9 protein-coding genes are annotated in these 14560 nt (G+C 40.6%); 6 read left to right on the top strand and 3 right to left on the bottom strand.

The features are described 5' to 3' along the window. Positions 1-2 precede the first annotated feature (2 nt). The 3 genes from AAEO56_RS02120 (at position 3) to AAEO56_RS02110 (ending at position 3772) form a co-directional block, all read left to right on the top strand. Positions 3-323, top strand: coding sequence for a nuclear transport factor 2 family protein (locus tag AAEO56_RS02120; protein ID WP_341695363.1), 321 nt, complete (start codon positions 3-5; stop codon positions 321-323). A 77-nt stretch (positions 324-400) separates the two neighbouring features. Next, a complete protein-coding gene (locus AAEO56_RS02115) occupies positions 401-1321 on the top strand; it encodes a hypothetical protein (protein ID WP_341695362.1) in 921 nt (306 codons plus the stop codon). Between the two features lie 201 nt (positions 1322-1522). Then, positions 1523-3772: a histidine kinase dimerization/phosphoacceptor domain -containing protein gene (locus AAEO56_RS02110; protein WP_341695361.1), complete on the top strand. Its 2250-nt coding sequence runs from the start codon at positions 1523-1525 to the stop codon at positions 3770-3772. A 100-nt stretch (positions 3773-3872) separates the two neighbouring features. Here the strand turns inward: AAEO56_RS02110 and AAEO56_RS02105 are convergent, their stop codons facing one another. The 3 genes from AAEO56_RS02105 to AAEO56_RS02095 form a co-directional block, all read right to left on the bottom strand. Continuing rightward, positions 3873-4310 (bottom strand): Rid family detoxifying hydrolase, encoded by a 438-nt coding sequence (locus tag AAEO56_RS02105; protein WP_341695360.1) that lies wholly within the window; start codon positions 4308-4310, stop codon positions 3873-3875. 67 nt (positions 4311-4377) lie between these two features. Continuing rightward, complete coding sequence (locus AAEO56_RS02100; RefSeq protein ID WP_341695359.1) at positions 4378-5289, bottom strand: alpha/beta fold hydrolase; 912 nt, start codon at positions 5287-5289, stop codon at positions 4378-4380. Positions 5290-5412: 123 nt separating this feature from the next. After that, entirely contained in the window at positions 5413-6234 is an 822-nt protein-coding gene (locus tag AAEO56_RS02095) for an alpha/beta fold hydrolase (protein ID WP_341695358.1), read from the bottom strand. A 465-nt stretch (positions 6235-6699) separates the two neighbouring features. On the opposite strand from AAEO56_RS02095, the gene AAEO56_RS02090 reads away from it, so the two are divergent. The 3 genes from AAEO56_RS02090 (at position 6700) to AAEO56_RS02080 (ending at position 14456) form a co-directional block, all read left to right on the top strand. Continuing rightward, positions 6700-8637, top strand: a complete 1938-nt coding sequence (locus tag AAEO56_RS02090) for a sigma 54-interacting transcriptional regulator (protein ID WP_341695357.1) — start codon at positions 6700-6702, stop codon at positions 8635-8637. A 646-nt stretch (positions 8638-9283) separates the two neighbouring features. Beyond that, positions 9284-10735 carry a tetratricopeptide repeat protein gene (locus tag AAEO56_RS02085; RefSeq protein WP_341695356.1) on the top strand — a complete coding sequence of 484 codons (1452 nt, stop codon included), beginning with the start codon at positions 9284-9286 and terminating at the stop codon, positions 10733-10735. 337 nt (positions 10736-11072) lie between these two features. Beyond that, complete coding sequence (locus tag AAEO56_RS02080) at positions 11073-14456, top strand: Ig-like domain-containing protein (RefSeq protein WP_341695355.1); 3384 nt, start codon at positions 11073-11075, stop codon at positions 14454-14456. Positions 14457-14560 lie beyond the last annotated feature (104 nt).

The raw sequence follows: 14560 nt of genomic DNA, 5'->3' as shown, positions 1-14560 counted from the left end.
TTATGAACTTACCACAATTGATCCAGGAATTAGTGAACGCTCAAAACAACACTGATAGCGCAGCTTACGCCAATTTATTTACAGAAAACGCCAAGGTGTTTGATGAAGCCAGAACCCACACAGGTAAAGCAGCAATAAAAGACTGGGTAGAAAAAACCACAGCGGAATATAAAACGGTGATGAAACCTCTAGCCTTTGAAGGCGATAACGAAAAAGGTGTTTTAAAGACAGAAGTATCCGGAACATTTCCCGGAAGTCCGTTTATCTTTACTTACAATTTTGAATTTGATGGGGAGAAAATTAAGTCGTTAGAAATTAGCTGATAAAAATAGTATAATGATCTGATCTTTATTTGCATAGAATGTATGTAAATTGGCAGTGCAATTAAAAAAGAATTATAATGATGGCAGGAAAACAAATTTTACGCATATTTCTGTACTTGTATTTAGCGGCAACTAATGTTTACGCACAGCAGGTTGACAGTTCGCTAAACGAAGCATTAGCAGAACGTACCCAACCTGCTCCGGAAAGCGTTTTTAAAAAATTTCGTGAGGCCGGTATGAAGCCCGTTAACCATACACTAACAGCTACCGAAAAAGAAAAGCTAAGCAAAGCGTTATCTTATTTGCCTCCCTTACATCAAAAAATTTTAAAGGGTCATTTGCATAGTATTAGTTTTATGGATAATATGCCCAACACCGCACTTACATCGCCGGTAGAAACTTCCGGCCCTGAAAAAATGTTTAATATAACTTTTAGGGCTGAGATCTTAAACGAAACCATTTCTGAGTGGGCAACATGGAAAGAAAATACCTGTTATGTTTCGTCTGAAAATAACGCCTATGAGGTAATTATTGATGCCGGTAATCTGGATGCCATTGTGTACGTTTTACTTCATGAGGCTACCCATGTTGTAGATGGCGTTTTAAATATTACGCCACATTCCGATGCTGGAGAAACAAATTTGGCACCTACAGTATTTACCGCAGATGTTTGGGATACGATAAACGAGCCAAAGCAAAATGCCACAAGTCCACTTTTAGAAACAACACGGTTCAGGAGCGGTAAGCCGTTACCAATTTCATCTGCCGCTTCTGTTTACGAATCACTTAATAAAACACCATTTGCGTCATTGTACAGTATGGCCTCATGGCATGAGGACCTTGCAGAAATACTTACTATTTACCATTTAACCCAGAAGATGAACCAGCCCTATAAAATAACAGTTAAAAAAAATGGACTTAGCATATTTACTTATGAGCCCTTTTCCAATAAACAGGTTGTAGAAAGGCAAGCTAATCTGGCGATATTTTATGCATAACACAAGTTGTAAGTTTTCTGTACCGGGAAAAATATATTAATCAGTGTCGAGCGTCATAATATCTAACATTGTTTGTTAAACAATACTACTTATTAAATTTAGATACCCTATTATATTAATTCAACTCGTTTTATTTGTAATTTTATTCTTATTATATGCCTTTAATGTACGCTTAACCATGGTTGCTTAATATAATTATCAATGGGTAAAATTATCCTGATTTTTACATTCCTTTTTTTTGTCATTTCCCCGGTACGGGGTCAAAATGACAAACAGGCAACCCCTGTTAAAAGCCACTACGAAGTATTAAAAGCAAAAGATTCCAGGCAAAAAATAAAAGCGTTATTAGAATTGGGAGAATATCATTATTCAATATCCAATCAACATATTTATGCCAGGTCCATTGATAGTGCCTTCTATTACGCAAAAAGACTGGCAGATCTTAGCGAAGCTATAAATTACAAGATTGGGATTGGAGAATCATATCTTCTTAGCAGTAAAATTTACATTAACACCGGCGAGGCAAATAAGGCGATACAATGCGCACAGCAAGCTGTAGACCTATTTTCTAAGCTGAAAGACAAAAGCAACATAGCACGATCTTATATGGCGCTTGTAAAAGCAAGAGGTACTCAGGAGGATATGGGTGCAAGTATCTCGCTTGCGAAAAAAGCATATACATTATATAAACAATCGGGGAAAAAACTAGAACAGGCGCACGCACTAGTTGAAATTGCCTATTTAAAAATGGGGCTTGGAAATATGGAAGCCGCAAAAAAAGATTTAGAGTCCAGCCTGACGCTTTACCATGAATGCAATTACAAGAAAACCCAGCGTGCATATTCGCTTTTAGGCGTGACCTACTCACAAATGGGCGCGTACAAAGAGTCGTTAGAGAATAGCCTTAAGGCAGTTAAAATCTTAGAGGACAACAATGACACTTCTGTTTTAGCTGCAGAAATCTATAATTATGTTGCAATTACCTACAACCAGTTAAAGGAAATTAAAATATCGAACGAATATTTTCAAAAAGCGTACCGCATATCAGGCAGGTTTAATGAGAGGGAACTAAACACGATGATCCTTACCAATATTATTCAAACGTTCATCAACTTAAACAAGGACAAAGAAGCAATTCACTACCTTAAAAAATTAGAAAAGGATATCGACAAAATGGACGAATCATCGCGTACGATGCTAATTGCCAGGGCACTCAGGGTTTATACGGAGGTATCTGACTTTACATCTGCCAAAAAATATAACGATGAAGCAATAAAGAAGGCAAGAGAACAGGGATCAGGCAATAACATCAAACTAATATTATATCCTTCAATTATCAGGTATTTCATCAAATCTGCACAATATGACAAAGCACGTAATTATGTGGCAAACTATAAAAAGATAAGCGAAAAAAACAAAGACAGGAAAAGACTTCAGGAAATACACCTAATATTATTCCAGCTTGATTCAATTGAATCTAAATTTGTTTCGGCTATCCGCGAATATAAATTACAGGAAGCCTATAAAGATTCGCTATTCAGCCAGGAAAAAAACAGGCAAATCGCTGAATTGCAAATTAAATATGAAACAGAAAAAAAAGACAAAGACCTAGTGCTCAAAGATCAGCAAAACAAGCTGCTGAGAAAACAGGGTGAACTCCAAAAAACCAAACTCTCCAAGGCAAACCTTTTAAAGAATATTGGTTTTGGAAGCATGATGTTGCTACTGATTATAGTTGTTTTATTGTTTGCAGGTTACAGAATTAAGCATAAAACCAATAGGATCCTGGAATCGCAAAAAGGAGAGATCAATCAGAAAAACATGGCGCTCCAAAAATTAGTGTCTGAAAAAGAATGGTTGCTTAAAGAAATACACCACCGCGTAAAGAATAACCTTCAAATGGTAATGAGCCTGCTAAAAGTACAATCTCACCATCTCAAAGATCCTGCCGTGATACATGCCATTAAAGAGAGCCAGAACAGGATACATTCTATGTCGCTAATCCACAAAAAGCTCTATCAGTCTGAGAATGTAATGTCAGTAAACATGGCTGTTTATATACAGGAACTGGTAGCGTATTTTCAAAGTACCTTTGATATGGACCGACGAATCCAATTCAGTTTGGATCTGGAAGCGATCGACCTGGATACTTCCCAGGCGGTTCCTTTAGGGCTGATACTTAATGAGGCCATTACTAATTCTATAAAACATGCGTTTGTAGATAAGGAAAGCGGTTTGATCACTTTATTTTTTAAACGTTCCGGTCCGGATCACATAAGAATGTCCATCATGGATAATGGAGTCGGAATTTCAGCAGATCTTAAGAATTTAGATTTTACATCATTAGGGATGAAGCTGATTCAGGGTTTCAGTACAGATTTGGACGCTAAACTATTGATAAATAGTGAAAATGGACTGCTCATCGACATTGAATTCCCATACCATCAGTAACTGGAATTTTACATTTTATTGTAGCTGATTTTCCAAAAATCTACGATTATTATTGCAATTTGAGATAGCCGAATTTATCCTTTAAAACAGTAAGCTACAACTACTTTTTAATAGCAATACATTCTATTTCAATCGCTGCATTCCGTGGCAATGACACAACTTCAATCGTACTCCGGGCTGGAAAGCGTTTGTCAAAGTAGCTGCCATATATTTTATTGACAGCCTCGAACTGTTTCATGTCCCTAATGAAAATAGTTGTTTTGACAATGTGATCCAGGTCGGAGTTGTTGTCTTTAAGGATAGTCTTTAAATTCTCAAAAATCTGGAGGGTCTGCTCCTGAATCCCTTCTCTTAAGATGTTTGATTGGGGGTCAATTCCAATTTGGCCTGAAATAAATAGTAAATCTTCATAACTTACAGAATGGCTGTACGGACCGATGGCCGTTGGTAAATTGGAATGATTAACACTTACTATATCTTTAGTATTGCCACAAGATGAAAAAACGATCAGGAGAAAAAGCGATGCGATTTTATTCATGTTAATATAACTATTAGGTAGTTAAAAAAGGGGGTAACCATTTTAAAGTACCCCCTTTTAAAGATTTTTATTTTTTGATAAAATTCAGTAACTCTGAGTTAAATTTTTCTAACTCTTCAATGAATAAAGCATGGCCGCTTTTTTCCAACGGAACCAATGTAGCGTTTGGCAGCAGTTTGTGCATTTGCTCCGCCAATTCATAAGAACAAATTTTGTCCAGTTTACCGTGCAGTATTAGGGTTGGGATTTTAATTTTTTTCAAATCATCACGCAAATCAGTGTCTCGAAGAGTTTTTAAACATTCAGCCATTGCGTAAGGAGATGCCTGTGCCTGAATTGTTCCTAACCATGCGCCATATCCGGGAGATACGCTGGTTGCATTTGCCGGGAATATTTGCCCGAAATTCTCCAAAAGTTGTGGCCTGTTCGTATTGTTTAATTTAATCAATCCGTCAACATCAGCTTTGCTCCAGTAGCCATAATTAAAATCAGGCCTTTTACTCCAGATTGGTGCTGCTGCCCCAAATAAGGCTAATTTAGAAATGTGGGCTGCATTGTATTTTGCGGCATAGTGAATTACTGTTGCGCCTCCCATTGAGAAACCACCCAGCGTTGCCTTTTCAATTTTAAGCTTGTCCAGTACTACTTTGATATCGTCGGCAAAAACATCATAGTCATACTTGCCGCCCGGTTTGTCAGATAGTCCAAACCCCCTTAAACTGATACCGATTACGCGATATCCTTTTTCAACAAAGTAGGCATACTGGTATTCATACATGGCATCGCTTAACGGCCATCCGTGAATTAAAACTATCGGTTGCCCTTCTCCAAGGTCGGTTACGTGAAGTTTTACATTTTTTTCAACCTCTATGTACTCTTCCCTTCCGTAAGAAGCTGGAGTTCTTTTTGTTTGGGCAATGGATTGGATGCTGAATAATAGCGTAGTAAACAGCGCTACTGATAAAATTAGATTTTTCATTTTGTGAATTTTAAGATGTTATTTATTGGTTATAATTATGTTACTAATTTGATATTGTATGTTTTTCGTATTTGTGCGGGCTGACAATGGAGGCTTTGCACTGCACTTTTTCCATTAGTTATATTATGATCTAATGAATTCTAAAATGTCGGTATTAATAGTGTCGGCGTCAGTTGTCGGCATCCCGTGAGACAGCCCCGGATAAATAATGAGTTTACCATTTTTTAAAAGTTCTGCCGCTTTCACCGCAGTTGTGGCGTAGGGCACAATTTGATCGTCATCTCCATGAAGGACCAATACAGGTATTTCCACGCTTTTAAGATCTTCTGTAAAGTCTGTTTCAGAGAACACTTTGATACAATCATAATGCGCTTTTATACCGCCCATCATTCCCTGTCGCCACCAGTTGTCCTGAATCCCTTTTTTTACATTGGCTCCTTCTCTGTTGTAGCCATAAAATGGAACAGTGAGATCGTGGTAAAATTGCTGCCTGTTGTTTAGCGTATTGAACCGGATATCATCAAATACTGACAATGGCACTCCGTCTGGATTTCTGTCATCTGCAATCATGTAAGGTGTAATGGCACTGATAAGCACCACTTTTGCTACCCTGTCCTTGCCATATTGGGCGGCATAGCGGATTGCTTCGCCTCCTCCTGTAGAATGGCCAACATGGATGGCATCTTTTAAGTCCAGGAATTCAGTTAATTCGGCCACATCTGATGCGTAAGTGTCCATGGCATTCCCTTTGTATGTTTGGGTAGATCTGCCATGGCCGCGTCTGTCGTGGGCTATTACCCGGTATCCCTGGTTTAAGAAAAACATCATCTGTGCATCCCAATCATCTGATGACAATGGCCACCCGTGATGGAAGAAAATTGGCTGCCCTTCTCCAAAGTCTTTAAAATAAATTTCCGTCCCGTCTTTTAATGTAAATTTGTTCATGATCTTATATTTAATGTTGTTTATTTATTGCAAAGTTGCGGATATACTGATTTGGCAACAATGGATGCTTTTCTCTTTGAATTGCACATTTTTCCTTAGCTGCTTTTTTCTTTTAATATTTTCAGGTTATCTATACAACCACGGATAGGCAATAATTAAACCCATTTCTTAAAATATTAAAATTCAGTAATTTAGATTTTTGACTTTTTTATTTTTGTTATATATCGCTAATAAAACAGCGAAATTTCATAAAGATTTAGCACCGCCAGTGTGAGAAAGGAACAAAAAAATATAGACACCTACTAAACATTCTTTGCGTCAACTATGCTCATATAATAGTAACTATAGTTCGGCGTTGATTAATATATAGTGGAGCGTGGTAAATCGCGATATTGAATTTATATTTGTGACAGCAAAATCAAACTTCAGGTAACCTGTTCAGTATTTAACCTCTTTGATGAACTTATGGCATTAAAAATTCTAATAGTTGAAGACCAGTTTATTGAGGCCAATAATCTGGAAATTATGCTTGAAGAGGCTGGCTATTTAGTATGTGGCATGGCAAAGTCTGTTCCGGAAGCGATAAAGATGATCGACAAGACGGTTCCTGATCTGGCACTGGTAGACATTCAACTTAAAGGAGGCGTGTCCGGTATAGATTTAGCAGCAACTTTACAGCAGAGGAATATACCTTTCATCTATGTCTCAGCCAATTCAGATCACGATACCCTTATAAAGGCCAAGGCTACACATCCTTACGGATTTATAGTGAAACCATTCAGGGAGCGTGATTTGATAGTAACGCTTGAAATAGCACAATACAGACATGAGAACAGCCTCGAAGCTGCCCTGGGAAAAGAAGATAAATTTCGGAAATCGCTACAGGATATTGTTAAGACGGAGGGATCTGTTACAGATAAAATGTACCAAATTTCCAAAGCCATGCAGGCAGTACTTCCTTATGACTATTTAGCCATTTGCATAGATAACGGTAGGGTGGCTGTCAACCTGATGAGTTATTTACGCAGCGGATTTGAAGAATATCAATTTATTGGGCTTGAGGAATTTCATGTTATTACAAAAACCAGTTTTGTTGAATTATATGTAGTGCAGGACGCCGGAGAAGGTAAAGAGCCATCTTTTTTCATCTGCGATGATTTTAAAAAGATGCTGGGTAAATTTAAACTCCGAAACCAGATTGCCAATACCTTTCTTGTCAATTCGCTGGTAGCATATCCTTTGGATTGCCGCGGGTATTCAAATATTCATTTATATTTCTACAGCCGTCGGGCAGATGCCTATAATTCCGGCCATGTTGCATTACTGGACAGGCTAAATGCAAGTATATCTTTTGCTATTTGCGAAGTTTTGGCACTTGATGCCCAGCGCCCCCCCGATACCATTGCACATAAAAAAAAGCTTACTGGCAGGAACGCGAATACAGCACCGGTTTTTGAGGGCATAGTAGGTAAAAGCCATTTACTGCTAAATGTATTTGACAATATTACACAGGTGGCTCCCGCAGATACAGCGGTGCTAATTTTAGGCGAAAGCGGCACGGGAAAGGAGAGAATCGCCCATAGTATACATGCATCTTCGGGACGTAAGGAAGGCCCCTTTGTAAAAGTTAACTGTGCAGCCCTGCCCTCAAGCCTTATAGAATCAGAACTTTTCGGACACGAAAAAGGAGCGTTTACCGGAGCGGTAAACAAGCATATCGGAAAATTTGAGCGCGCACACAAAGGAACCATCTTTTTGGATGAGATTGGTGATATGTCTTATGATCTCCAGGCCAAATTACTACGGGTTTTACAGGAAAAGGAAATTGAACGGATAGCAGGTAACGCACCAATTAAGATAGATGTCAGGGTAATTGCAGCAACTAACCGTAATCTCGAGAAGGAGGTTGCCGCCGGTCGCTTCAGACTCGATTTATATTACAGGCTAAATGTTTTTCCTATTACACTCCCGTCTCTAAGAGAAAGAAAAGACGACATCCCGTTATTGATAGACCATTTTATATGTGGTTTTAATTTCAGGTTTGGAAAAAATATTAACGGCATTTCCGCTCGTGGGTTACAGGATGCCATGGAGTACGATTGGCCCGGGAATATACGGGAACTTGAAAACCTGGTAGAAAGAGCTGTACTTGTTTCACAGGCAAATAATATAAAAAGACTGGCCATTCCCGTGTCAGCTAACACTGAAGCGGCTGTGGATGAATCCAGTGCTGACGTATTCAAATCCATAGTACAGAATGAGCGCGATCATATTTTAAACGCGCTTAAAAAATGTAAAGGAAAGGTATGGGGAGCGGGAGGCGCCGCCGAACTGTTAAATCTTCCGCCGTCCACGCTAAATTCCAAAATAAAAAAGCTGGGTATTAAGCGTGATTTTACATAGTATCTGTTTGCCGGAAACGACGATCGCTGTTTTGACAGAGCGATATACAGAGTAATTGTATGAATATTCGTATGTATTGCAATTGGCATTTCAATTTCAAATCAAAACACCAACTTTAGAAGCTTGTTCCTGGCGGGACTTACCCTTAAACGTGGTTGCAGCTACCAATGGTAATGACCGATGGACTGATGATGGTACGGCACAAACCCTCCGGTATACGAGATGCTCAGATAGTCATTTGTGGGGCAGGAAGGGATCAGTCGCTACAACTTAATAAATTTGTTATCGCTACATTTATCGATGAATTGATGGCCGTAAGCAACCGATCATTGTGTAAGGTCCGTGCAACTACTATCTGAAATAATGAAAGAGATAGCTAATAGCAGGCAACTTCCTTGCTGCGCACTACTCTTCCTAAGAGGTGGTATCTGTTTGCCGCCAGGGATATTTAAGAATCATTCCAAACCCAGCTTACTTGTGTATTAAGATTTGCAGTAAGAAGCTGCATTGATGAGATAAAACAGGCACAAACAGACAAAATAAGCCCGTCATAACTACTAAATAAATTTTACTCTTCCAATATATATAATGATATTTGCTTTTAACAAAAAAGATCAAGTAAATTACCTTATATTATATCGAAAGAATGAACAGGACACTGGCAATATTTATTTTTATATTTTTCAGTACGATCTTTGCTTTTGCCCAGGAAGGCAACGCTGCAAAGATCAAAATATTGCAGGATAAAATTACCGAGATCCAAAAATTAAGTACAAAAAATCCTGACAAAGCTTTTTCTCAGATCGATGGCTTGATGCAGGAAGTTAAAAAAGAGGGATACAGGGAAGGGGAACTTACCCTATTAGTGATCAAATGCTGGTATTTTACCAATAAGGACTTAAAAAAAGCGATCACCGCCACCCAAGAGCTGCAGGTAAAAGCTGAAGAGTATGAAAGCACTTATTATAGGGGTATAGTGCATGAATATTTTTCGGTGATATATGCAAGGAGCGAGTTGCCGGATAAAGCTTTGGAAGAATCTGAAGCTGCTATAAAATTGCTGGACCAGGTAAGTGACAAGTCTAAAAGGCACGATGTTGTCATGCATAAGGTAAATGTTTATACAATAGCTAACGAAGCCTATACCGCGAAGAAAAAATACCGTGAGGCCGTACAGGTATTGCTGAAAGCGAATAAAGAGATCGAAAGTCTTGAGGATTCGGAAAGGAAACAATTCATTTTAAAGGCTAATTACACAAATATTGCAGGTGGGTATATAGGATTTGATATTGATTCGGCAGAATATTATGTGAACAGATCTGTGTTATTGGGAAATGGAGATGGAAGATCGGATATTATCCAGTTCAACAATCATCTTCATTTAGGCTATATATATAAGAAGAGAAAGGACTATGGGCAGGCGATAATGAATTATAAGAAAGCAGAAAGCCAGCTGCCTTACATAAATTCTACCCTGGAGAATATTAATCTTATCTATGGCGACCTGGCTGAAATTTATAAAAGCATGGATAGCCTGGAACAGGCTAATCAATACCTTCAAAAATTACAGCACAGCCTGCTACAGCAGGAGCAGAATAAAAATAAGTCGCTGCACAAAATAATAGATGACGAATTACTGAAAGAAAAGAATTACTCGCTGTATATTGTTATCGGGTCAGTGGTGATAATTATCCTTATGCTTGTTTTTTTAGTCCATTTGCAAAGGAAGAACAGGCTTTTGAGGCTACAGGAAAAGGCCAGTGAGCAGTACCTCAAAGAACACCCGGAAGTTAAGACCGTTGATGAGACCACCCTGTCAAGGCTAATGGAAATGGTTAAAAATAATGACGCGGTGTTTATGACGGCTTTCCATACTCATTTTCCAACTTTTTTGGAAAAACTGAGGGCGATACACCCTGCGATCGTGCCGTCTGAAATAGAGTTCTGTGCGTTGCTGAAACTTAACCTATCGACAAAGGATATCGCACGCTATAAGAATATAGAACCAAAGTCGGTCCAGAATAAAAAATACCGCATCCGGAAAAAACTAAATATCCCGGATGACGTGGATATTTATTTTTGGTTCAATAAATTTTAACCCGGAACCTTCTCATCACGGGACTGCTTTTGCACCTCATCACCATATTCCCATTGCTAAAAAACACTTTTCGGCAATGCACGCTTCCTGCGATCCACTTCTGTGTGTTATGTGGGTTTGTTGTTATTTATATTAATTTCCTGATACCTGTGTGATATTTTTTTGTTTTTTACATATTCAATATATAAATATTACTTAAATAATGCTGTTGATGAACATTAATTTAAAAAAAGATATAATGAGGTGTAAGTGAGGTATTCCTTTTTTATGGACTTTCGGCGTAGTGGTTATTTTTGCTGGACTATTATATAACCAATCATTGCAACATTACTTACTTATGAAAAAAATAATTACGCTATTGATCATGCTTGCTTGTGTATTTGCAAATGCACAAAATACTGTTCCAACTATTGAATGGGCAAAGACCCTTGGATCGGGACTGGATGACGGTGATGGGAGTTGGGATATCCTGCCTTTGGAGGATGGTGGGTATATGGTTTCGGGCCAGCAGTGGGAGGGAGATATAAATACCGAAGTTGGCCAGGTGGATTATTGGGTGGCCAGGTTAGATGCAGGAGGCGCTATCATTTGGCAGAAAACGTATGGGGGAAGCGGATCTGACCAGGTAAAAAGAATAGTAAAATTGCCTGATGGGGGATATCTTCTGGCCGGGACTTCACAATCCAGTGACGGTGATGTGGCAGGGCATTACGGAGATGACATCTTTTCCGACTGGTGGATTGTAAAAATCGATGAAAACGGGGTACTCATTTGGGATAAAAATTTGGGAGGCACATCCAATGAATATCTGTTTGACGCGATAGCTACCCAAGATGGCGGCTACATTCTGGCAGGTTCAGCAGCCTCCAATAATGGTGATGTAGTGGGGAACCACAATTTTTCAGGTTTTGCAACAGATGGATGGGTGGTAAAACTGGACGGTGCAGGCAATATAGAATGGCAAAGATGCTATGGAGGGCTGGGAGTTACGACCTTAACAGCGATACAACCTACTCCCGATGGAGGCTATGTATTTGTAGGAGAAACCGAGGCCTTGGGAGGCGATGTACCTCCAACGCCGCATGGGCTGCTCGACTCCTGGGTGATAAAAACAGATAATACGGGTACCATTCAGTGGTCTAAGCTTTATGGGGGAAGCGGTATAGACAGCTTTACATCCATAAAGATAACGGAAAACGGAAATTATATCACTGCAGGATTAACCGATTCCAATGACGGGGATATAAGTTTTAACCATACCGCACCGGGCAACTGGTCACTACGGGACGTATGGGTTGCAGAACTGGACACTACAGGAAATATAGTTTGGGAACAAACTTACGGAGGTACCGGCAACGAAGCGGCTTACCAAATACACCTTACAGCGGACTGCGGGTATGCCGTGGGAGGTTTTTACCTTTACAATGCTTTTGAAGGCGAACCCAACAGGACCGACCCTTTAGCTCCTACCTTAATACCAAGCGACGGCTTTTTAATGAAGATAGGGCAAGATGGCACGTTGGGCTGGGTCAAAACTATGGGAGGCTACCAAAATGATAAAATATGGAATTTCGCCCTAACGCCCGACGGTGGCTTTGTTACGGTTGGGAATACCAATTCTGCCGACGGAGAGGCAACAGGGAACAATTCGGTGTACGGTTACTATGAGTTATGGCCGGGATATTCGGAATGGTTTGGTACGTATGACAACTGGATCATAAAATTGGGCCCTGATTGTGAGGTGCCCCAATTTACCACAGATACTTCGGTGGATGTATGCAACGGCGGCGATATAACGCTTTCTGTAGCAACTACCGGCCAAAAGGTAAGCTGGTATGACAGTGCAGATGCTACTGTGCCCGTACATACCGGAGCCTCATGGACATTGGCCAATATTACCGCTAACGCCAGCTATTGGGTAGAGGTAACTAACTGCCGTTGCGTTTCGGCAAGGATACAGGTTACTGTAACAATAAATCCGGTCCCGATGGTAACTGCCCAGGCTTTTTCAGTGTGCGCAGGTACGCCGGCAACGCTAACGGCTGTATCGGAAGGCAATACAATTAACTGGTACACGGATCAAACCGACACTGCCATCCTGTTTACCGGGTCTGCATACACCACGCCATCACTTTCTTCCGCTACAAGCTATTGGGTTGAAGCGGTATCCCCTCAGGGGTGCGTTTCAGAAAGGGTGGAGGTAGCTGTAACCGTAAATGCCCTGCCTGTTGTTGCAGTACCTGCCAGTACAGCCGTATGTACCGGTGGTTCGGCGGTAATAACAGTGTCATCGGCAGGTAATACCATCAACTGGTACAGCAGCGCGACAGATGCAACTATAATATTTACAGGCACTTACTTTACCACACCGCAATTATCAGCAAACATAAGCTATTGGGCAGCAGCGGTATCTCCGGAAGGGTGTACATCTGCCAGGGCTGAGGTTGCTGTGACTGTAAATGGTATTCCGGTACTAACAGTAAGCAATCCACCAGCCATTTGCGCAGGCAATGCAACGGCAATTACTGCGTCATCGGCAGGCAATACCATCAACTGGTACAGCAGCGCGACAGATACAACAGTTTTATTTACAGGCACTAATTTTGCCACACCACAGTTATCAGCAAATACAAGCTATTGGGCAGAGGCGGTATCTCCGGAAGGGTGTACATCTGCCAGGGCCGAGGTTACTGTGACTGTAAATGCCCAGCCGGTGCTCACGGTACAAAGCACGTCGGTTTGCGAAGGATCTTCAGCAACTGTTACAGCAGTTTCTGCAGGAAATACGATTAACTGGTATACGTCTCAAACGGACACTACACTGTTTTTTACGGGCACAGCGTATACTACCCCCGCGCTGTCGGCATCTACCAGCTATTGGGTCGAAGCAGTATCCGCTGAAGGATGTACTTCGGCCAGATCAGAGGTTACTGTTACAGTCAACCCGCTGCCAATATTGAGTGCAGGCGCACTCAATGTAAGCGTATGTTCGGGTTCGGGTGCAGTGCTTTCGGCAACAACTTCAGCAGGAAACACAATACTTTGGTTCGCCAATGAAGATGATACGCAACCTATTGCAACCGGGGGAGACTATACTACAGTTGTGCTTACGGAAACAACAACATATTGGGCCGCGGCTTATAATCCGCAAACGAATTGTATATCGGCTAAAACAGGATTTGTTATAACAATTACAAACAATACGGTACCCGTGGCAGAGTTCCACTATCCTGAAAGCACTTATTGTTTCAGTGCCGATAACCCCTTGCCTGCACTCGCAGCAGGTTTTACCGAAGGAGGTACCTTCAGTTCTGTATCAGGCTTGTCGCTGGATACAGTTACGGGAGAGATTGACCTGCGCAACAGCCAGCCCGGTAATTATGTTATTGCCTATGAAGTTAGTGATGAGGAATCGTGCATCTTATACGGAAGGTTTGAAACACAGGTAATTATTGAAGCCTGCGACGGTATTCAGAGGGGTATTTCCCCTAATGGAGATGACTACAACCAGGCCTTAGACCTGACAGGCATCGGAGTAAGGCAGCTTGCCATCTTTAACCGTTACGGCCAGGAAGTGTACGGCGCGTCGAACTATGTTAAAGAGTGGGAAGGCCAGGATAAGAGCGGTAACGAATTGCCCTCTGGCACTTATTTTTATTGCATCAGCAAAAATGATGGGCGACAGCTTACGGGCTGGATTTACATCAACAGGGAAAAATAAAGACAGCAGTTTTTTTAATTACGTTGTAGTTGTTAGCGGGAATGGGAGCACAAAAGCTCCCAAATACCCCGCTTATAAAAAAGTAAAGGTTTTAATAGTAACCT

It is taken from the genome of Flavobacterium arundinis, from assembly GCF_038289855.1.
Classification (GTDB): domain Bacteria; phylum Bacteroidota; class Bacteroidia; order Flavobacteriales; family Flavobacteriaceae; genus Flavobacterium; species Flavobacterium arundinis.
This window is presented reverse-complemented; position numbering and strand designations above follow the sequence as displayed.